This window comes from Desulfosporosinus meridiei DSM 13257 (assembly GCF_000231385.2).
In the GTDB taxonomy this organism is placed as follows: Bacteria; Bacillota; Desulfitobacteriia; order Desulfitobacteriales; family Desulfitobacteriaceae; genus Desulfosporosinus; species Desulfosporosinus meridiei.
In genome coordinates this window covers 828,794-849,927 of record NC_018515.1, presented here as the reverse complement: position 1 = coordinate 849,927, position 21,134 = coordinate 828,794, and the positions used below count along the sequence as shown (strand labels likewise).

19 protein-coding genes are annotated in these 21,134 nt (G+C 40.6%); 10 read left to right on the top strand and 9 right to left on the bottom strand.

Annotated features, from left to right (window positions below):
- Positions 1 to 159: 159 nt before the first annotated feature.
- The 4 genes from nrfD to trkA all read right to left on the bottom strand — a co-directional run bounded on the left by nrfD (position 160) and on the right by trkA (position 4,846).
- A complete protein-coding gene (gene nrfD, locus DESMER_RS03920) occupies positions 160 to 1,074 on the bottom strand; it encodes an NrfD/PsrC family molybdoenzyme membrane anchor subunit (RefSeq protein ID WP_014901767.1) in 915 nt (304 codons plus the stop codon).
- Positions 1,075 to 1,101: 27 nt separating this feature from the next.
- Positions 1,102 to 1,764, bottom strand: coding sequence for a 4Fe-4S dicluster domain-containing protein (locus DESMER_RS03915; protein WP_014901766.1), 663 nt, complete (start codon positions 1,762 to 1,764; stop codon positions 1,102 to 1,104).
- Positions 1,765 to 2,047: 283 nt separating this feature from the next.
- Positions 2,048 to 3,499, bottom strand: coding sequence for a TrkH family potassium uptake protein (locus DESMER_RS03910; RefSeq protein ID WP_014901765.1), 1,452 nt, complete (start codon positions 3,497 to 3,499; stop codon positions 2,048 to 2,050).
- A 15-nt stretch (positions 3,500 to 3,514) separates the two neighbouring features.
- Positions 3,515 to 4,846: a Trk system potassium transporter TrkA gene (gene trkA / locus DESMER_RS03905; RefSeq protein ID WP_014901764.1), complete on the bottom strand. Its 1,332-nt coding sequence runs from the start codon at positions 4,844 to 4,846 to the stop codon at positions 3,515 to 3,517.
- A gap of 265 nt (positions 4,847 to 5,111) precedes the next feature.
- On the opposite strand from trkA, the gene DESMER_RS03900 reads away from it, so the two are divergent.
- Complete coding sequence (locus DESMER_RS03900; RefSeq protein WP_014901763.1) at positions 5,112 to 6,185, top strand: FUSC family protein; 1,074 nt, start codon at positions 5,112 to 5,114, stop codon at positions 6,183 to 6,185.
- Positions 6,186 to 6,365: 180 nt separating this feature from the next.
- Here the strand turns inward: DESMER_RS03900 and DESMER_RS03895 are convergent, their stop codons facing one another.
- Positions 6,366 to 7,895 carry a L,D-transpeptidase gene (locus tag DESMER_RS03895; protein WP_014901762.1) on the bottom strand — a complete coding sequence of 510 codons (1,530 nt, stop codon included), beginning with the start codon at positions 7,893 to 7,895 and terminating at the stop codon, positions 6,366 to 6,368.
- Between the two features lie 228 nt (positions 7,896 to 8,123).
- Here DESMER_RS03895 and DESMER_RS03890 point away from each other — a divergent pair, with 228 nt between their 5' ends.
- The 5 genes from DESMER_RS03890 to DESMER_RS03870 all read left to right on the top strand — a co-directional run bounded on the left by DESMER_RS03890 (position 8,124) and on the right by DESMER_RS03870 (position 11,480).
- Positions 8,124 to 8,768: an HAD family hydrolase gene (locus DESMER_RS03890; protein ID WP_014901761.1), complete on the top strand. Its 645-nt coding sequence runs from the start codon at positions 8,124 to 8,126 to the stop codon at positions 8,766 to 8,768.
- A 140-nt stretch (positions 8,769 to 8,908) separates the two neighbouring features.
- Positions 8,909 to 9,172, top strand: coding sequence for a hypothetical protein (locus DESMER_RS03885; protein ID WP_014901760.1), 264 nt, complete (start codon positions 8,909 to 8,911; stop codon positions 9,170 to 9,172).
- 168 nt (positions 9,173 to 9,340) lie between these two features.
- A complete protein-coding gene (locus DESMER_RS03880) occupies positions 9,341 to 10,093 on the top strand; it encodes an ABC transporter ATP-binding protein (RefSeq protein ID WP_014901759.1) in 753 nt (250 codons plus the stop codon).
- Positions 10,074 to 10,994 (top strand): SufB/SufD family protein, encoded by a 921-nt coding sequence (locus tag DESMER_RS03875; RefSeq protein WP_014901758.1) that lies wholly within the window; start codon positions 10,074 to 10,076, stop codon positions 10,992 to 10,994. The genes DESMER_RS03880 and DESMER_RS03875 overlap by 20 nt, the downstream gene beginning before the upstream one ends.
- A 60-nt stretch (positions 10,995 to 11,054) precedes the next feature.
- Positions 11,055 to 11,480, top strand: a complete 426-nt coding sequence (locus tag DESMER_RS03870; RefSeq protein ID WP_014901757.1) for a universal stress protein — start codon at positions 11,055 to 11,057, stop codon at positions 11,478 to 11,480.
- 77 nt (positions 11,481 to 11,557) lie between these two features.
- Here DESMER_RS03870 and DESMER_RS03865 read toward each other — a convergent pair whose 3' ends face one another.
- Complete coding sequence (locus DESMER_RS03865; RefSeq protein WP_014901756.1) at positions 11,558 to 12,061, bottom strand: GNAT family N-acetyltransferase; 504 nt, start codon at positions 12,059 to 12,061, stop codon at positions 11,558 to 11,560.
- Positions 12,062 to 12,214: 153 nt separating this feature from the next.
- Between DESMER_RS03865 and cax the strand changes: the two genes are divergently transcribed.
- The 3 genes from cax to DESMER_RS03850 all read left to right on the top strand — a co-directional run bounded on the left by cax (position 12,215) and on the right by DESMER_RS03850 (position 15,327).
- Positions 12,215 to 13,249, top strand: coding sequence for a calcium/proton exchanger (gene cax / locus DESMER_RS03860; protein ID WP_014901755.1), 1,035 nt, complete (start codon positions 12,215 to 12,217; stop codon positions 13,247 to 13,249).
- A gap of 219 nt (positions 13,250 to 13,468) precedes the next feature.
- Positions 13,469 to 13,954, top strand: a complete 486-nt coding sequence (locus DESMER_RS03855) for a cytochrome c3 family protein (RefSeq protein ID WP_014901754.1) — start codon at positions 13,469 to 13,471, stop codon at positions 13,952 to 13,954.
- A 20-nt stretch (positions 13,955 to 13,974) separates the two neighbouring features.
- Positions 13,975 to 15,327: an ammonia-forming cytochrome c nitrite reductase subunit c552 gene (locus DESMER_RS03850; RefSeq protein WP_014901753.1), complete on the top strand. Its 1,353-nt coding sequence runs from the start codon at positions 13,975 to 13,977 to the stop codon at positions 15,325 to 15,327.
- Between the two features lie 138 nt (positions 15,328 to 15,465).
- Here DESMER_RS03850 and DESMER_RS03845 read toward each other — a convergent pair whose 3' ends face one another.
- Entirely contained in the window at positions 15,466 to 16,749 is a 1,284-nt protein-coding gene (locus DESMER_RS03845) for a glycoside hydrolase family 18 protein (protein WP_014901752.1), read from the bottom strand.
- An 84-nt stretch (positions 16,750 to 16,833) separates the two neighbouring features.
- On the bottom strand, positions 16,834 to 18,843 hold the full coding sequence (locus DESMER_RS03840; protein ID WP_014901751.1) for a molybdopterin-dependent oxidoreductase: 2,010 nt from the start codon (positions 18,841 to 18,843) through the stop codon (positions 16,834 to 16,836).
- 218 nt (positions 18,844 to 19,061) lie between these two features.
- Here DESMER_RS03840 and DESMER_RS03835 point away from each other — a divergent pair, with 218 nt between their 5' ends.
- On the top strand, positions 19,062 to 20,255 hold the full coding sequence (locus tag DESMER_RS03835) for a S1C family serine protease (protein WP_014901750.1): 1,194 nt from the start codon (positions 19,062 to 19,064) through the stop codon (positions 20,253 to 20,255).
- 68 nt (positions 20,256 to 20,323) lie between these two features.
- On the opposite strand, the gene DESMER_RS03830 is transcribed toward DESMER_RS03835, so the two are convergent.
- Positions 20,324 to 20,986, bottom strand: a complete 663-nt coding sequence (locus DESMER_RS03830; protein ID WP_014901749.1) for a B3/B4 domain-containing protein — start codon at positions 20,984 to 20,986, stop codon at positions 20,324 to 20,326.
- Positions 20,987 to 21,134: the final 148 nt, after the last annotated feature.

The window sequence follows — 21,134 nt, the reverse complement described above, 5'->3', positions numbered from 1 at the left end:
CTCCTGCTCTAAACCTAGCAATTTACCTGCTATCTAATATCACAGGCTTCCAGCATAATTGTTTTATAATAAATGTGAAATCAAATAAGAAGAGGGGTAGTTATCCCCCCCTAAACCTAAAGTATTTATAAACCTCCTATGCGATCCTGAGCGTTTACACTAACTTAATATGCCGTTCCAAACCGGAAGCGCCGCAAAAATAATCAAGCAACGTAAAGTAAGTCCGCCGACCAATACAGCTCCATCACAAATTAATGATACGATTCCGCTTCTTACAGAGTTCAGAGCCGAATTCTGATAGTTCGATGTCAAAAGAGCCTTTTTATTGCTACGAGCCTGTAGCAGGTAAAACGCTAATGGTCCAACCAAACCAATAATGACCAGAAACAGCCAGAAGGGAATTGAGAGAGATTCTGTCAACAACATGTTTGCTGAAATCTTGGCAATTGTTCCTTGATTTCCGGAATATATTAGTGCAAAAAAAGCAGCAAGCGCAACGATTTCTGTAGCTACCAATCCTAAATGGATTTGAGAGACACGCATCTCATGAATTTGGTATTTCTCAAAGAAATGTGCTAATAGCGATGTTAAGGACAAACCCGTTGAAAGAGCAGATACTACAAAAACCACCGGCATCAAGTAAGAGTTCCAAAAAGGTATTCCTTCAACAACCGCTAAAAGCATTCCTGTATAGGCGGCAGTCGCTACGGCTAATATTGCACCAACGTACGATATGACATCCGGAGCGTTTCTCTTCTTCCAGACAAAAAATGCCTTGATAAAAGCTACGAAGATAAAGGCAGAAAGAATATAAATACCCCAAGTCATAACCGAACTAAAATTGAGAAACATATTTATAATCAACCAGGGTTTTTTTAGACCTTGTCCCAAATCAAAAATCAATAAAAAGGCTCCAAAAGCAACTATCGGTGCTGAAACAACATAACCCACACGATTCAAATTCGTTTTTTCACCTAGAAGACCTTTTTCTGCTGCAAAAGAAGCTAGATAAGCTCCTGCACCAAGTCCGCCTAAGAAAAGGTAGATAGCAATAAGCCAACCCCAATGTCCCATTTTGAATCCTCCTCTCGTCTACTTTTTCTATTTTTCTTTTGGAATTATTATCATTGATGGATTCGTAATTTTCGAGCTAGGCAGCCCTTTATATTCAAGACTCCCTTTTTGAGACAGTTCCTTCATATCACCCATGGTCAAGGCCTTAGTCGGACAAACCCCTACACAACGAGGTCCTGAGCCTGTGTCCTGCAAATTATAACAGAAATGACATTTAGAAACTGCACCTGTTTTTTTCTGAATATGAGGAGCATGATAAGGGCAGGCATAGAGACAATAACCACACCCTACACACTTAGTAGAATCATGAATGACAATGCCGTCACTATCCCTTTTTGTATAAGCTTTTACCGGACACACTTTAGCACAAGCGGGGTCAGCGCAGTGATTGCAACTCATCGACAAAGAATTTCCCTTGTCATTTTTAAGAAGCCGTCTCCAAGGAGAATCAGACTCCCATTGGTAAGTCTCTTGGCAGATCCTTACACATGACTCGCATTTAATACACTTTCCTTCGTCGTAACTAAAACCAATTTGCTTTTTTGTTTTCGCAGTCGTGTTTTCTTTAACTGTTTCTTCAGCTTTTAGAACTTTAATTGGCATAATACCTATTGCAGCGACTGTTCCAAGCAATATTCCACCTTTTATTAAATTACGGCGGGATAGAGAAACTCGTTTATTAGGCGACATCCCTTTACAGCTCCTTTCACAATCAATAACACATTAGACATAAAAGACATAAAAAAAAGTCATGTGCAAAATGACAATTAATTACTCTTTCTACGATAATCTAACATAATGCGACTAAACTCACAATGGGAGTTTTTGTATAAAAACCTATAATTGCTTAAATTTACGTTAATACCCAAACTTCCAACACAGCAGAGTAAAAAGAAAGAATCTGCTGGAAACTTACACTTCACAGCAGACCCCTTTTTCCAATGGTCAATTATTTTTGATTAATAATTGGAATCTACCAACCTTTACGACTACGCCAAAATTCGGGTTGAACGAGTACTAACAAGGTAAAGAGTTCTAGCCGTCCCAGCAGCATGCATAGAATAAGGACACTCTCTCCAAAAGCGTTAATTGAAGAAAACGTCGTAGTAGGACCAATTACCCCAAAACCCGGCCCGACATTGCCCAATGTCGCAACTACTGCACTCATGGCATCAAGGGGCTCCAACCCTATTGCAGCAAGTAGGAGAGTAGCAACGGCAAAAATTGATAAAAAGAGAAAGAAAAAAACAGCCACTGTATTAAATATGACTGGATCAACAGTTTTCTTGGCAAAGCGCACATTAATAACTGCCTTAGGATGAATTGCTCTTCTCAACTCTACCCAACCGAGTTTAAAAAGCAGAACAATCCGTGAAACCTTCATCCCACCAGCAGTAGATCCCGCACTCCCTCCTATAAACATCAGACAGAGCAAGATAATCTTTGTTGCAGAAGGCCACTGATCGAAGTTAGCTGTCGCGAACCCCGTAGTGGTTATGATAGAGGCCACCTGAAATAAAGCCTGCCGCAGGGAATTACCGCCGTCAATCCCCATTGTCCACCATAGGCTCAGGGCAATGAGCAGAGTTGAAACTATAATGATCAATAGGTAAAATTGAAATTCTATATCTTTAAATATTTTGTTTAACCCGGAGCGCCAGGCTTGATAATATAAACTAAAATTAACTCCAGCGATGATCATAAAAACAATAATAATAAGTTCGATCCACAGATTGTCGTAATACGCTATACTTGTATTTTTTGTAGAGAACCCTCCTGTAGCCATGGTAGCAAAGGAATGATTAATAGCATCAAACCAGTTCATGCCTACTATGATTAAAAGAAAAATTTGAGCAACGGTTAAGCCAAAGTATATTTGCCAAAGCTTTAGAGCATTATCACGAATTCTTGGTAAAACTCTTTCAGAAGTTGGCCCGGTGACTTCAGCATTGAATAAATGAACAGCCCCTGTCATATTTGGCAGGAAGACAATAAATAAGACAATTATCCCCATACCCCCAAGCCAGTGGGTTAAACTTCTCCACAGCAGGATGCTCTTAGGCAGGATTTCAACATTATCAATTACGCTCGCTCCTGTTGTGGTTAAGCCTGAGACAGATTCAAAAAGTCCATCCAGATATGTAGGAACAGCTCCACTCAAGGCATAAGGCAATGCTCCGGTTAAACTTGTTAATAGCCAAGCACCAGCTACAATAACAAACCCTTCCCGAACTCCCATACGCCCATCTTTCTTTCCATACGCTAAAAGTATTAGCCCCATAACCAAAGTTATTATTATGGACAGAACAAAGGCAAGCACACTCCCCTCCTGCCAAATCAAGGCCACTAAAAAAGGGATAACCATAAATCCTGAAAATGAGATCATCAGGCGGCCAAGAATATTTTCTACTAACGAATAGTTCACTGCCTTTACCCTGCCTTAAAATAATTTGCTGACTTTCTTCACCAAGTTCGGAAGCGTGAAAACCACTACTCGATCTCCAGGCTGAAGCATAGTGTTTCCATCAGGAATAATTAACTCATTTCCGCGAACAAGAGCGCCAATCAAAATGTTGTCTGGTATCTTAGCATCTTTAAGCTTACGACCGATTAGCGACGCTTTTGCTGAGACTACAATTTCTATGGCCTCTGCTTTTGCTCCTTCAAGCAATGACACCGAGACAATTTCCCCTTGTCGTACCTGCCGTAAAATAACTCCTGCTGTTAGAAGTCTAGGAGATAAGATCACATCGACCCCAACCTTACCCATTAGTGACATATACTCGGCACGCCCCACACGAACAATTGTCTTTTGCGTTCCCAAGTCTTTGGCTAAAAGAGCAAGCAACAAATTGAGTTTATCATCACTGGTCAGGCAAACTACAGCATCTGTTTCTCCAACGCCCTCTTCGATTAGGAGGTCAATATCCGTCCCATCGCCACAGAGCACAAGCCCTTTATTAATGATTTTCGCCAATTCGTTGCAGCGTTCGCGACTTTTTTCTATAACTTTGACTGATATCCCAACCTGATCGAGAATTTTCGCAAGATGTCTTCCTATTCGGCCTGCACCAATAATCATAACTCTTTCTATCTTTGTTTTTGTCTCAGAGAATTGTTCGCTGAACTTCTCAATTGCAGACTGTGCTCCAACGAAGAAAACACTGTCTTGGGGCAATAAGTAATCCGTACCATGAGGAATAATCATTCTATTTTGTCGTAATATACCTACAACCAAAATTCGATCCGGCAAAGTCAGTTTTTTCAGCTGAATATTAACATAGGGAGACTCTGCTCTAATCCGGACTTCCAAAAGACGCACCTTACCGTCTCCAAAGTCTTCAACATCCAAAGCAGCAGGCGTGAGGAGGATGCGACTAATTTCTACGGCCGTTACCATTTCTGGATTTATCGTTAAGTCAATTCCTAAGGCTTTGTTGAATTCAAGCTGATTTTTTCCGGCATATTCTTGATTTCTTACCCGAGCTATAGTGCGGGAAACGCCTGCTTGTTTAGCAGCCATACAGGCAATCATGTTAACTTCATCTCGATCTGTCACGGCAACCATTAGGTCAGCCTTTAATAATCCAAAATCAGCTAGAACCTGTGGACTTGCTCCATTGCCGCTGATTGTCATTACATCCAAATTGTTCTGGACAATAAGGCGCCGTTCCTCATCATTCTCAATTACCGTAATTTCATGCCCCTCTTCAGATAAACGCTGGGCTAAACTAAAGCCTACTTTTCCAGCCCCAACTATGACAATATGCATAGATTTTTTTGTTCTCCTCCTCATTGCTTATAATAATTTATAGGAATAACGTACTGCTATTCGTCAAAGAATCCCTAAATTCCTTTATTTATTCTGATACTTAGCTGTTTTAGCACTCTATAGCAACATTTTCTCCTTCTTTTATAAAATAATTCTTTATCTAGCTTGAATAGATCAATATCCTTCTAGGTGAAAGATCAAATTTTCTTAAGCTCTTATTATGTGGTAAACTATTTTTATCCAGAAATCGAAGGTGAGATTAAAAATGGTTATCGGAGCCCGAACTATCAAAACAGGACTTGCTGTTGCGACAGCACTCTTTATTTGCAGAGCATTTAACATTGAACCTGCTTCCTTTGCGGCAATTTCCGCGGTTGTAAATATGCAGCCTTCTTTTAGTAAATCTCTCAATAATGCTTGGGAACAAATCAGCATCCATCTACTCGCTGTGGTTTTTTCATTAGTGATGGGATTACTTTTGGGTACAAATCCCATTATTATTGGATCCACAGTCATATTTTTAATCCTAGTTTGCAACAGGTTAGGCTGGTCGGGTGGAATGGTTATGGGGATTGTTTCTATTATTTTTATCTTAGATTCTCCTCGGGAAACATTTCTCACTCATGCCTTATATCGGTCTCTCAGTATCTTCGTCGGTCTCGGAGTGGCACTGTTTATTAACCGAATTTTGGCACCTCCTAGGTATAAGTCAAAATTAATGAATGATCTCAACACTCTAGTCCACGTTACTTCCAGATATTTTTTAGAGAGTCTTTATGCATTTATCCATGCAGGAGATTTAACCTATTATCAGAAGCCTGATCCCGCAGAACAAAAAAATCTCCTGGACGAAGTGACTAGCCTCTATGAACATGCCAGGGAAGAGATAACTCCCGAAGAGCACCCCCACTTTATAGAACGTTTATTGGAAATATGCCGTGGCTTTATCGAACGCGGAGAAAGTATTAATCAAATGACAGATCAGAGAGTTGCGCGCAGAAGAGAAACCTATACCCCTGCTGAGCTTCATGAAATAACCTTAGAATTCCAAGAAATTCTTGGTGTTTTATCCATGGGATACGAAAAGCTGGATGAATTAATTATTTCCCTTACCTTAGGCATCCGAGGGAAGAAAAGCACCGGCACCTACGTGGAAGATATCGCCTATTGGGAGTTATTTGACCAAGCCATTGACAATTGGAATCGAAAAGTCAACGGGGTCTTCTATTTAAGAGCTTTAATGGAAGTATCTGTTGTCGCCACAGAATTGCGTTGGGCAAATCGAAGAACAATATATTTGCTTAACACGATTAATAAACAATCACAGAAAAATCAGTAATCTCCCGATCATTTCTTACTACTTTAATATGCTTAAAAACAATTAAATGCCGGCAAATCTGCCGGCATTTAATTGTTTTTCTGGTAAGACTCTAATGAAGAATTCTATAGTTGTACTTGTGCACTTACTCATATCAGTAACCTTTAGGATCTTCCCATATCCAACAACAAAGCTAAAATCCTAATCTGCCCAGTGATAATCTGTAAATGGGTCTTCTTCCCTCAAGTTGCCACTATTGGAATATAAGTTTCTAGGAGGAACATAACCATCAGATTCTATTGGAATTATGTCAGATAGATTATAAAATATTTCAACCTCTGTATTAAGTGGGATCATCGCATATAACTCTTCCATCTCAGAATTATTCATCCGAACACAGCCCTGAGAGATATTCTGACCAATAGTTGAAGGTGTATTTGTACCATGTATTGCGTAGTTCATATTGGCCAGCTCCATTGCCCTTGTTCCATATACATTTCTGTCTTTAGGAACATTTTTATCAGGATTCACAACTTTTTTAGATATAAACAGCTTCCCCTCCGGGGTTGAATTATCTTTGCCGAGAGCAACCGGGTAGTTGCGAATAATCCGATTCTCGGATAAAACGAACAAATTATTATTAGCTTTATCAATTAGAATACGTAGGGGCATAAACGGGATATCCTTATCATAGGAAAGGTTTGGTTTTAGGGCTTTTTTAACCATAGAAACTAGATCCATATCCGCTGAAAACTCCATATACGAAAAGAGCCACCCCCCATCTCTTGTCGGTGAGGTAGTGACAGTATTTTTCATTTTATATGGTTCTTGAGGGAATTCTGTTAGGTAATTATTAGGGTAGGCTTGATTAAGCCCAGACAAATCTTTAGGCAAATATCCATTCTTTTTAACGAATTGGTACAAAGCACTCCTAATAACTGTTGTAGTCTCCCAGAGTTGAACTTCTTTGTTATCGAGAGCTGTTTCAGTCTTGATAGTGGAAATATAAACTTGAATATTTTCTCCCTTCCCCTCCCAGATTGCTCTGCCAATTTCACGATCCTTATCATCTACAGCGATTACTTGTGTTGCAGTTAGAGGACTCATTTCATATTCCATCTTTAGTCTCTCAATGAGTGCATTTACTATCTTCTCTTTAGTTGAATCTTTTTCAGGAATATTTATCACTAATTGATTATCGCTGATTATTGTTAGTTCAGGGGGGATGCCTTCTATGACTTCATAAGGCAACATATAGGCGTGATTATGTTCATTCATAGTCAATGATTCCGTATGAGGTAAAAAAACGTATGCGCCTAGAATACTTAAAATAACAGCAGAAATAAAGATTAGGATTATTTGTTTCTTACTATAAGAGGTAGGTCGATTTAGCTCAGCTATCCTCAATTCAGTTAGGTGCATTTCTCGTTCAATTCTTAGAAAATCCAGTCGAGCATGTATAAATCCCTTCTGAAATGAACTTTTTACCAAATTGCATGAGCGCGCTATTGTTTTGCGATATAAGTTTAGATACTTGTCAACTCTTGTCGTATAGTATTTTTCTAAGTAGTCCTTGGCTTCTCGTTCTGCAGCCATTCCAACATGGAACATGGCCTCGGGATTGTCAGTCTGTCTCTGAAATAGCTTATTCCAAAACAGCGGATCATTTTTGGATAGGTAATAACCCTTATCTAAATTGAACAAGTTCGCTTTCAGTCTAGAATTAGACATAACCAAGCACATCCTTCTACACAGTTGTACAATCCATACTATTCAGCAATATCTTTAATTAGACGTTTTTACTAAAAGATGGAGAAAAACTTGTCTGATTAAGATCCTGTTCCTAATTCAAATCCTGTATAGAATAGCTATAGTATTTGTGTTAAAGTTGATATAAAATTTAAACTGGGAATCATCCTTGTTAGGGTTAACTAATCAGGTGAGTTTGAAGGAGTAGATATGAATCTCAAGGGCATTATATTTGATCTGGATGGTACACTAATCAATTCTCTTCCTGTAGTACGAACCAGTTTAAGCCGAACATTATTAAAGTTTACTGGTCGTGAATACTCTGACAAAGAGTTATCGTCTCTATTTGGCCCTTCTGAAGAAGGCATTTTCAAAAAACTGTTTCCGGATATTTGGGAGGAGAGTCTTCAGTATTACCTAGACGAATACGACAACCTCCATGTTGATTATGCGGAACCCTTTCCGGGTATTACAGAAGCTCTAACTCTATTGCAAGAGCGCAAAATAAAATTAGCCCTCGTATCCGGCAAGGGCGCTGGCAGCATGAAAATATCTTTACAGCACTCCGGACTTGAACACTTCTTTGAAACGATTATCACTGGTTCCGAACTTCGAGCCAGTAAACCAGAACATATTTACCAAATTCTAAATTGTTGGCATTTATCACCTAAAGAAGCAGCTTATGTTGGTGATATTGCCTATGATGTTCACGCCGCTAAGGAAGTTGGTGTTCTATCAATCAGTGCTCTGTGGGCTGAAACTGCTCAGATTCAAAAAGTATTGGCAACAAATCCTGAATACTCTTTTGCTAAGGTCGAATTGTTTATTGATTGGATCAAGAAAAACTTTCCTTGACCGAGGAATATCTTTAACCATATCGGACAATCTGTCATACTATACACCAGGTAAAACAGGATTTACACTTCTAAGCTTGCTCATGATCTTGTATTCTTATGGACTGTGCAAACAGTCATATGAAGGTAAGGAGTGATGTTATGTTTTACCGACGATCTAATGCATCTTGCCGGCCAACACCTAATCCACCTCAATGCGGCCCCCTTCCTGGAACCGTTTTGCGAATATCCATCCCCCCTGGTACCGTTATTAATCTCTTAAACCTTGTTGAGGTTGCTTCACCCAGCGGAATTTGCTTTATTATTCGTTTGCCTTTCCTTGATTGCGGATCTGGCAATGCTATGAGTTTGGACTCTATTGTTAATGCAGTTCAATCAGCCGGTGGTAGAGTAGAGTTTGATTAGAATCTGCAGCGGTCATTGACCGCTGTCTACATAACGTCACAAATACGAAGTTGCTTGGCGCTGCCGGCTTCCAGCCTTTTTATTTACTACTTGAATAATACGGCTATAATAAATTGTAGAATTATGTTATTGTTGAATATAGGTGACTGTGACTAAGGAGGAGTATAAATGCTTCAGCTTCAAAAAGTATCTCTTGAAATACAAGGAGATATCGATTTTGAAATTCTAAAGAATATCAATTTAGAGTTTCATGAGAAAAAAATATATGTTGTTACCGGCCCTAATGGAGGAGGAAAGTCCTCTCTAGCTAAAACTATTATGGGGGTTTACAATCCCACCTCAGGTCAAATCTTACTAGACGGAATAGACATTACAGCTAAAAATATTACAGATAGAGCTCGCCTGGGCATTGGATATGCTTTTCAAAGCCCTCCTCGCTTTAAAGGAATCAAAGTAAAAGAGCTCTTGAAAATGGCCGCCTCCCATAATCCAGAAAAAGTAAATATTTGCGACCTACTCTACGACGTCGGCTTGTGTGCCCAAGACTATTTAAACCGTGATGTTGATACAAGTCTCTCAGGCGGAGAAATGAAAAGAATCGAGATCGCTACAGTACTGGCCAGAAATCTAAAGGTTGCCGTTTTTGATGAACCCGAAGCAGGAATCGACTTATGGAGTTTTCAAAAACTCGCTGAGACCTTTAAGAATATCCACTCGAAGTATGATACAACAATCATACTCATTTCCCATCAAGAGCGTATTATGGAACTTGCTGATGAGATTATAATTATGTCCAATGGTACGGTCAGTGCACAATCAGAGCGAGATATAATCCTTGCCGGAATTATGAATAATGATTCTTGCGCATGTAGTGCTAAATGCGTGAAAGGGGTTGGTCAAAATGCTGAATGCGTTGGATAAGCTAATGCTGGAGAAAGTGGCCGATCTCCATGAGATTCCTCAAGGTGCTTTTAACATCCGGAAAAATGGGGCTGGAGTTCAGCGAAATACAACGGCCAATATTGATATTGTCACAAAAGAGGACAAGTCTGGAATTGACGTAATCATAAAACCCTACACAAAGGGAGAAAGCGTTCATATTCCGGTTATCGTAACGGAAGAAAACATAAACGATGTTGTCTACAATACCTTTGAAGTTGGTGAATACTCAGACGTCTTGATAGTGGCTGGATGTGGAATACATAATTCAGGACACCATAAATCTCAACACGATGGGATTCATACCTTTTTTGTTCGAAAAGGGGCTAAACTAAAATATGTAGAGAAACATTATGGACAGGGTGACGGCAACGGAGAACGTGTTTTAAATCCTAAGACAATTATTGAGGTTGAAGAGGGTGCAGTTGTCGAACTTGAGTTAATTCAAATAAAAGGGATTGACCAAACAAAAAGAGATACCGAAATCCGCCTAATGGATAATGCTAAGCTTGTCGTTACTGAACGACTTCTAACCTACCAAGATCAGGAGGCTGAATCAAACATTACGGTCGAATTATTAGGGGTAGATTCATCTGCTCAAATAATATCTCGTTCTGTAGCACAAGATGATTCCAAGCAAACATTCTATTTTGATTTAATAGGACGCAATAAAGGTCGTGGCCATATCCAATGTGATGCCATAATCATGCATAACGCACAGGTTCTCTCCACCCCAAGAATTTCCGCACATCATAGTGAAGCACAGCTCGTGCATGAGGCCGCAATAGGGAGAATAGAATCAGAGCAGCTGATTAAGCTAATGTCCCTAGGTTTCTCAGAACAGGAAGCAGAAGACACTATCTTAAACGGTTTTCTTAAATAGCGCCTTTTATAGTTTCTAAACAAACAACACCCTTTGTATATATAAAGGAGGATGCTGCCAATGTTCAAAAGGATTCTAGTACCTACAGACGGTTCTGAATCATCACGTCGCGCCCTTAAGTCAGCTTTAGAAATAGCTAAAAAGTTCAACTCAGAAATTGAGCTTTTTCATGTGACCCCAACTCCTGAAGCTTATTATGGGTATCATATGGGATTTACTAGCATCATAGATCAGGAGCAAATTGACAAGAGTGGAGAGTTAGCCTTGGAAATCACACTCAAAGGCATTGACATCGGAAATGTTCACTTGACAAAGAAGCATATATCCGGGCACGCTGCCAGTGGCATCTTAGATGAAGTAAGAAGAGAATTTGACCTGGTGGTTATGGGCACAGTTGGTCACGGTGCACTTACCGGAGCACTTATCGGAAGTGTCACTCAACGGGTTATGGCTCAATCCCCTTGTCCGGTGCTGATCGTTAAATAACTATGTAATCCTAAAAAACTACCTATAAAAAACAGGGCTAGACTTTACTAGCCCTGTTTTTTATCTCTATTCTTTTCCTAGTCTTTTGCTAGTTTAACTAAAGCTTCATTTGTTACTCTATAAACAGTCCAATCGTCCATTGGAACAGCCCCCTTGCTTTTATAGAACTCAATAGAAGGTTCGTTCCAATCGAGACACCACCATTCTAATCGGCCACACTTCCTCTCAATCGCGATTTTCGCAAGCTGAGATAAAATGATCTTACCTATCCCTTCACCTCGCATTTCTGGTTTAACGTATAAATCCTCCAAATATATACCTGGCCTTCCTAGAAATGTCGAAAAATTGTGGAAGAACAAGGCGAAGGCTATCGGTCTTTCCTCATACTCACCGATAAGAACCTCTGCTTTTTTCAGCTCGAATAAGGATTCTCTTAGAATTTCTTCTGTAGCTACTACTTGGTCGAGCATTTTCTCATAGTCCGCTAATTCTTTAATAAAAGATAATATCAGCGGGACATCGTCTACTTTAGCATATCTCAGCTTAAAGTTTGCCAGTCTTGTGTTCATAAGCTGCTTCATACTCTCTCCTTACTTTTCTTACGTGAGTAGAAATAATCCAGTTAAGGCTCGAAAAACTAATTAGGATAACTAATTACTTGTTGTTGACACTCCTACTCAAATAGATTTTAATGGTAAATAGACTATTTAATATGGATGTTAGGGGGTTAAGTTTTGAAATATCTCAATCTATTATTGTTAGCTATTCCGATCAGTATTTTTTTGCATCTTTCCGGTCATTCACCCGTCTTACAGTTTGTTGCCGCTTGTTTGAGTATAATTCCACTTTCCGGATACATGGGCAAGGCAACTGAGGAAATCGCCATCTATGTTGGGCCAAGATTGGGGGGGTTGTTGAATGCTACTTTTGGCAACGCAGCAGAACTTATTATCACCGTTTTTGCCCTAAAAGCTGGATTAGTTGAAGTCGTAAAAGCTTCCATTACAGGTTCTATTATAGGAAATCTTCTTTTAGTGTTAGGGCTGAGCATGCTTCTAGGTGGTTTTAAGTACAAAATCCAGAAATTCAATAGGGCAGCAGCTGGTATGCATACCGCTATGCTCCTGATGGCAGTGACGGGGCTGATCATCCCGGCAGTCTTCCTCAACACACATTCTAATCCTGCTGCCGAGCCCCTAAGCCTGGGAGTTGCAGGAATCCTTATGATTGTCTATATCCTTAGTTTGGTTTTTTCTTTACATACGCACAAAGACGTTTTTCGACCAAGCCAAGAGTGTTCAGATTCTCCCAGTTGGTCAAAACCTAAATCTCTTTTAATTCTACTTATCGCTACTTTTTTTGTAGTGATAGAAAGTGAACTACTGGTAGAAGGAATTGATCCCGTGGTAAACACCTTAGGCATTAGTGAGCTGTTTATTGGAGTTATAGTCATACCAATCATCGGCAATGCCGCTGAACATTCAACAAGTGTCCTGATGGCTATGAAGAATAAAATGGATATCAGCTTAGAAATTGCAATAGGTTCAAGTACCCAGATTGCACTCTTTGTCGCTCCTTTATTAGTTTTCCTGGGTTATTTTATTGGCCAACCTCTTGACTTATTGTTTACAGGATATGAACTTATCGTCATTATTATGGGCACAGTAATAACTGCCATGATAAGTATGGATGGACGTTCAAACTGGTTAGAGGGTGCACAACTGCTGGCAGCTTATTCTATTATGGCCTTAGCATTTTTGTTTGTCTAGTGACTGCGTGTAAATTTAGAGCATCGATACACTTTGCATACTAAGTCCGAATATGGCCCTTGTGCTGGAAGTTATATCTTCCCGCATAGGGGCCTTTATATGTCATCAATGGCATCCAAAGTAGAATATATAGCCCGACCTAAAACATATTAATAATTTACATAAAAGAATTGCAAAACCTTCATACTAAGACAAAATCAACCTTGAAAGGAGGTTCCTATGAAATATCTATCTAGCAAAACAAAAAAATGGCTCCTGATAGGTGTGCCATTACTTGTACTCTTTGGATTCTTTGTGGTTGCTCAGTACGAACGCACATCGACTACTTATTATTGTGGAACAACCTGTCATATTATGAAGCCGCCGTATGAAACCTCTTTTCACAGTGTCCACAGGGAAACAAATGGGGTAGGCTGCAAAGATTGCCACATACCACATGATAATATCCTCGAACAAATTGTCTACAAGGGGTATTCAGGGGCCAGAGATTATTATAAAAACACCTTTGCTCCACCGGATGTCTTACACACAAAAGAATGGAGTAGGAACATTCTCCAACGCAACTGCCTGCGCTGTCATTCTACCGTTGTTTCCAGAATCAATACCAGTGACGGAAAACAATGTTTTGAGTGTCATCGTGGAGAACCCCATGAGCCCCCAACAATGCCCTTCTCTAGTCAACCAATACATACAGCGATTCGCTGAAAAATGGAGGTATACTATAAATGTTTAAAACCTGGCGCAGCTTTCTATTGCTCAGTCTAATGCTAATGTTGTTCGGATTCCTGGCACTTGGTTGCAAGCAACAATCGCCTACTCCTCCTACAACGGCTACTATTCCTGAAGGAGAATTAGATCCTGCCGTGTGGGGAAAGGCCTACCCTGATCATTATGCCAGTTATCTGGAACAAAAAGAACAAATAAAAGGCAACTCCAAGTATGGCGGTTCCGTACCCGAATCCCATCTCAAAGAATCTCCTGCTCAAGTAAAGTTATTCGCCGGATATCCTTTCTCTGAAGATTACAATGAAGAAAGAGGTCACGTCTGGGCCTTAGAAGATGTCACCAGAACGCTTCGGGTCGGGCCAAAAACTGTTAGCTCTTGCTGGAATTGCAAAAGCCCTAATGTTAAACCCCTTGTTGACAAAATGGGAGACTCTTTCTGGGCGACCCCTTTTGCTGATTTAAAGGATCAAATCAAACATCCAATTGCCTGTGCAAACTGCCACGACTCACAAACAATGGAACTAAAAATTACGAGCGTTCCCCTTCTTGATGCTTTGAAAACCAGAGGAATCGACCCTACAAAATTTAGCCGGCAAGAAATGCGAACCATGGTCTGCGCCCAATGCCACGTCGAGTATTATTTCAAACCCGATAACAAGAAAGTCACCTTTCCCTGGAACTATGGATTGCGCATGGATGATGCAGAAAAGCTATATACTGAGCTAAATTTTAAAGATTGGGATCATAAAGAAAGTCAGGCACCAATGCTTAAGGCTCAGCACCCAGATTATGAACTCTTCTCAACAGGTGTACACGCTGCAAATGGCGTGGCCTGTGCGGATTGCCATATGCCCTATGTAAAACAAGGTCAAAGCAAAATATCCTCGCATCATCTTCAAAGCCCTCTTAATCATATTTCCCAATCCTGTCAAACCTGCCATAAACAAAGCGAAGAGTATTTAAAAAACCAAGTTATTGGCACCCAGGATCAAGTTTATAAAGCAAAGGTTGCCTTAGAAACTGCACTTACCGACGCTATTAATTCTATTACAACAGCGTCTAACAATCCTGCTGCCAAAGCTGATATGATGAATGAAGCCAGAAATCTACACCGTAAAGCCCAGTGGAGATGGGATTATATCTCTGCAGAAAACAGTATGGGGTGGCACAGCCCTAAAGAAGCCCTACGCATACTTGGTGAAGGCCTTGATCTGGCCCGTCAGGCACAACTAAAAGCTAACCTCGGGGTCGGCGCAAACGTTACAGGTGCTGCTAATCCTGACGCAGGAAAAACGCCGGGTTCAGGCACTGCCGTTGATGCGGCAGGTCAAGGTACTGCACCAAAGCAGTAATTCTCAAAAAAGAGCAAGCAGTCTACAGCGGTATGTATTCGGCCAGCAACAGCTTTTTATGAAAAATCTGTTAGCTTTAAGGAGAACAACCTAGAATAGACTTCTTGCTCTTACTATTTTATCGAGATATACAATTCACTATATTAATTTACGCACCACGAAATTTTCTTCAATAAGAAGCCAGTTTTGCGGAAAATCATTGCCTAATACCCAATAATAAAATCCTCGAATCCCCAGTTCCTTTACTAAGTCGAATTTCGCTTGCATACTTCGAGCATCCTCAAACCAAACTTCATGTTGTTTACCCTGTTCATCAGTATACCTAAACCAAGGAGCTTGAGAAACTCTGTCATAGTTAATACTTGCACCATAACGAACAGCCAATTGCAAAGCCCGTTGCGGGCTAATAGATCTTGCGAATTTGCCACCTTCTACATAGGGCAATGTCCAGTCATATCCATACAGAGGCATCCCCATCATAATCTTTTCTTTAGGTACCACAGAGACAGCATATTCCATGACATTTCTCATTTGAGGTAAGGGAGAGACCGCCATCGGTTTCCCACCGGACCATCCCCATTCGTATGTCATAAAGAAGATGAAATCAACTACTTGACCGATTAGCTGATAGTCATGCCCTTCATACAAAACCCCTTTTTGCTCTGCCCTATACTTTGGGGCTAAGGCTGCAGAAATATAGTACCCCCGAGGTTTTAATAATTGACGTGCCTTCTCTAAGAAACGGACATACCTTACCCGATTTTGAGTTCCCAAATACTCAAAGTCAAAATCCAGGCCCCTATATCCCTTCTCATTCATTATCTGAAGAGCTTGATTAAGAACACGATCTTGCATTGCTTCACTGGTCAAGATAGTAGTAGCAATTTCTGTGCTGAATTGTCCCTCCTCAAAATTAGTCAGTACCAAAAGGGGTAAGACTCTATCCTTATACGCTGCATTTATCGATGGCTGATCATCGACAGGGGTAAGATTTCCCTCGCGATTAACTGCATAGGTAAAAATTGCAAGATAAGTCAAATGCTCTCCTACTTTGTCTACATCCTCAGCGGAACTTCCTCTGGTCATTCTCGGATCAATGTAGGCATTCGTTTCTACGATCATCTTAGGCCTTTGAGGCAAATATAGGCGCAGGCCAACGGGGAGATTATTAGGATTTTGAATATTGTTGATGCGGACTAATTCCTCAACCGAAACATTGTATTGATGACTAATTGACCATAGGCTTTCTCCAGGTTGAAGGAAATGATATCGCCCTCTGATTGGTATAACAAATGTTTGCCCCACTACTAATCTGCTGGGATCTGAAATCTGATTGGCGTCAACAATTTCCTGGGCGGAAATCCCATAAGCTCTGGCAACCTTGCTAAGAGTATCTCCTGGTTTCACCACATGAATTTGCATATAAATCCTCCTCTAAACATAGCGATCCTTCCTGTTAATGTATGTTTAGAGAATGATGCTCGCGCCTATAAAAAATCATAAAGCTTATGAGTATAATCGGACATCCACTTTAACATCATAAAGGGTACTTCCTTCAGCTCTATCTGTTAGACGCTGTGAGGTAAGGGCATTTACCGAATAAGCTCCCTGCATTTTTTCCTTAGAAAAAAGACCTTCAGTGACCAAGACTCCCTGAGGAACAGTCGGTGCTAGCTTAAGTATAAAGACTACCTCGCCACGATCATTATATGCTATTACTTTCTGTCCATCTTGCAACTTCTTGTCTTCGGCATCTTTAGGATTCATTTGCAAATAGGCCTCTTCCTTTTTCTGTAACAAATCAGGCCGTTCGTTGAAAGAAGAGTTCAAAGAATATAGACTTGGGGCACTCATCAGGTAGAATGGGGCGTCATCCTCGTAAGGGTCAAAATAGCGAGGTAAAGGTTCGGCTTCGACGGAGCTGTATATTTCAATCTTACCCGACGGAGTGAGATAGGTGGTTTTGTAGTCCTGGGGCAGAGAGAGTTCCACCGGGCGACCTGCTTGGAGATTTACAAAATCAACCCCTTCTAACCATGGTGTGGGAGGATCAAGCAATTGATTAATCAAGTCATCTGCGCTTTGAGCAAAGAATGACTCTTTATAGCCCATTGCTTGAGCAAGCAATTGAAATACTTCCCAGTTCGACTTAGCCTCTCCAACGGGGGGAATTATCCCAGTTGCTCGTTGAATACCATAATGTCCGTATGCCCTATAGATATCTGAGTGTTCTAAGGAGCTCGTAGCGGGTAAGATAATGTCAGCATAACGAGCTGTATCCGTCATAAAACGTTCATGAACAACAGTAAATAAATTTTCTCTCGATAACCCTTTTATTATCTTTGTTTGGTCAGGAGCAACAACTGCTGGATTGGAATGGAAAACGTACATGCTCATAATCGGCGGCTCAGATAATTCTGTTAATGCCTGGCCCAGCTGATTCATATTAACAATTCGGGGTTGCTCAGACAAGAAATCTTCACGAGTTACTTTACTTGTAACAAAGGCTGGACCTGTTGATATGCTTGCCAACAGCCCTCCTCCAGGCTTGCCCCAAGCACCGACTAGGGCAGGAAGACAGGTAATAGCTCGTACGGTCATTGCGCCATTCCCATAACGACAAAGTCCCGATCCCAAAGTAATAAAAGGCCCCTTGGCTTTAGCATAGTGTAGTGCCAATTCTTCGAGCAACTTTACATCAATTCCAGTAATCTGACTCACTTTATCAGGAGTATAATCCGGTAGAATTTGTGATTGCAATTGTTCAAAGCCTTGCACATGCTTGGTAACGAAAGGTAAATCTATCCAGCCTTCACGAACCAGAATGTGCATTAAGCCAAGAGCCAACGCGCCATCTCTTCCGGGTTTGACCAAAACAACCTTATCAACAATTTGGGCAGTAGGATTTTCATAAGTATCGATGAGCCATACAACAGCACCACGCTTTTTGGCTTCTTTTACGTTTTGCAGAAGATGGATGTTTGTGGCCAGAGCATTTGTACCCCATAAAAGGATAAAATCGCTTTTCTTCACTTCATCTGGATGTGGCGCCAGAGTATTTCCCATTACGGAAGACCAGCCATAGCCTTTGGCTGAGGAACATATAGTTCGAGCTAATCTCGATGCCCCAAGTTTGTGAAAAAAGGCCTCCCCGCAATTACGTTGAACAACTCCCATTGTTCCGGCATATGAGTAGGGCAATATAGCTTCTGCACCATAGTTAGAGATAATCCCCTTCCACCGGTCCACAATATATTGAATCCCTTCAGCCCAAGAAATAGGTTTGAAATTCCCCGCTCCTTTTTCGCCAATGCGTAGAAGAGGCTGCTTTAATCTTTGTGGAGAATGCACTGTTCGTTCATAATGATTCATCTTAGGGCACAAAGTCCCTTTGGTGAAAGGGTGCTCAGGATCACCCTTTACTTTTACGGCTTTGCCGTCAATAACTTCGACTAAAAGCCCACAGGCATCCGGACAATCAAATGGGCACACTGACCGCTTCATTTCAGTATTCATAATCCACTTCCTCTTTTTTTAGCATTACCAAGTATAATCCGAACTAAAAAGTAATGGTTTCTTCTTCATATAATATCTATTTTTCACAAAATCTCAACTTTAACAACTATAATATTTCACACTTTGCACCATTTACTTTAACACTTTTAGGATATCCTTTAAATGTAGTAAATTAGTTGGTTTAAAGAACCAACTCAACATAAAAAGGGGGAAACATTATGGAAGAGGATGTTCGTTCAACACTCAATGACAATATTAACAACTTTAGCAATTCAAACAATACCCAATCTATTTCTCGACCAAGAGCTCCGGGCAGGGTATTGGCTTACGCCAGCTTATGTTTAATTAGCGCAGCTATCGGAGGCCTTTCTACTATTGCGGCAATTCCCTATATCTATCCTACAAGTACTGTCGCACCATTGCAAACCGCTAATTCCTCCTTTACCCAGGTTGCCAATTATACAACTGATCAAACTATTTATCCGGTAGCTCAAATTGCTAAAAATGTTGGACCAGCTGTTGTGGGGGTTGCCAACTTTCAAACCGGCAGGTCTTTCTCTGGGAAATCAGCTCTTCAAGAGGTTGGAAGCGGTTCCGGTTTTATAATTGACGTAAAAAAAGGGTATATCGCAACTAATAATCACGTAATTGAAGGTGCCCAAAAAATTACCGTCAGCTTAAGTGACGGACGTACTCTTGAAGCAAAATTGATTGGCGCGGACCCGCGAACAGATCTTGCAGTATTGCAGATTTCGGATACAACAAACCTTACAGCAGTGGAGCTAGGAGATTCCTCTAAAATCGAAGTGGGTCAGTCAGTAGTTGCTATTGGCAATCCGGGCGGGGACGAATTCGCTCGGTCTGTAACCACGGGGGTTATTTCTGCCACCAATCGCACTCTAAACCTTCAAGGAGTAGCAAGTTACAATCTGATACAAACAGACGCAGCTATCAACCCGGGTAATAGCGGAGGGCCTTTAGTCAATTATCAAGGCCAAGTCATTGGAATTAACTCTGTAAAATATGCCGAAACCGGATTTGAAGGAATGGGCTTTGCTATTCCAATTTCCGATGCTTTACCAACAATACAACAATTAATCACCTCAGGTGTTGCCAAACATCCCGCACTTCTAGTAAGCACCGATGATCAATACAACACTTACGCCAAAACCAACAACAAACCTCAAGGCGCCTACATTTCAGCAGTGACTCTCAACGGCCCGGCCGCGAAGGCCGGTATACAGCAAGGAGATGTCATCACCAAGATCAATGATACGCTAATACAAAATTCTTCCGATCTGGTTCGTGAACTCTATAAAAACAAAGTAGGCGACAAAGTAACCTTAACTTACATCCGAGATGGGCAAACAAAGCAAGCTGAAGCCGTCCTAGGGGAATTAGCTTCAACCTAAAACTTTGACACGGGGGTGGTTCTTCTGTCTTAAGACAAGAGAACCACCCCCTCAACGTGTTTTTCACTCTACTGAACGATTTTTAATTTAATTTCTTTGCCGTTAGCATATTCTTCGATAAGTTCTTCTGAATATTTCAGATATTCTCCCACTTCTTTTTCCCCATTAAATGAGAAAAGACACATTAGAATCTCCCTGACGTCGTTGGTTATCATGGCTCTTTCAGAATCACTGGTGGGACTTCCGAAACTACCTAGGGCATCAGTTAAGACAGGAAGACTAGATATATTGATTAGTTCTTTACCAATACCTTTGTATTGTTCTCCCGCCTTACCAATTCTTAAGGTTATAGGACTATTCAAGTTTTTAAGATTATATGAGCCAATTGGAAAAGTGGATTTTAATGAGATCAGATTATTGAGATCCACAACGTTGTTAATCTTATAAACTCCCTTACCCTGCAAGACCCTTCTTATAAGAGCTTCTGAAGATAACCTATATCTACTTGGAGCCTTCCCTAATTTTTTATAGGCTTCCCTACCCGCCTTTATTCTGGGTAAACCCTCCAACTCTTCTATATGTATCTCTCTCTGTAGAACATCACAACAACAGTTTATTTCTTCCCAAAGTTCCTTCGGACTACTTTCAACACTTACTTTTGCTTGGATACATCCAAGGACGAGATCCGGACAAAGTTCTTTTAGTTCGTTGGATATGATAATGTCAATCATAAAATATCAGACCCCTTATTTATCGGTATGTATTGGGAAAGGACCTCCTGTAACAATCAACTCTATTATATAGGTAATTCCAGAAAAATACAGAGCGGTGACTATTTGCCCTTATAATCAGTTTCGTTTAAAAAAATATCATTATAAC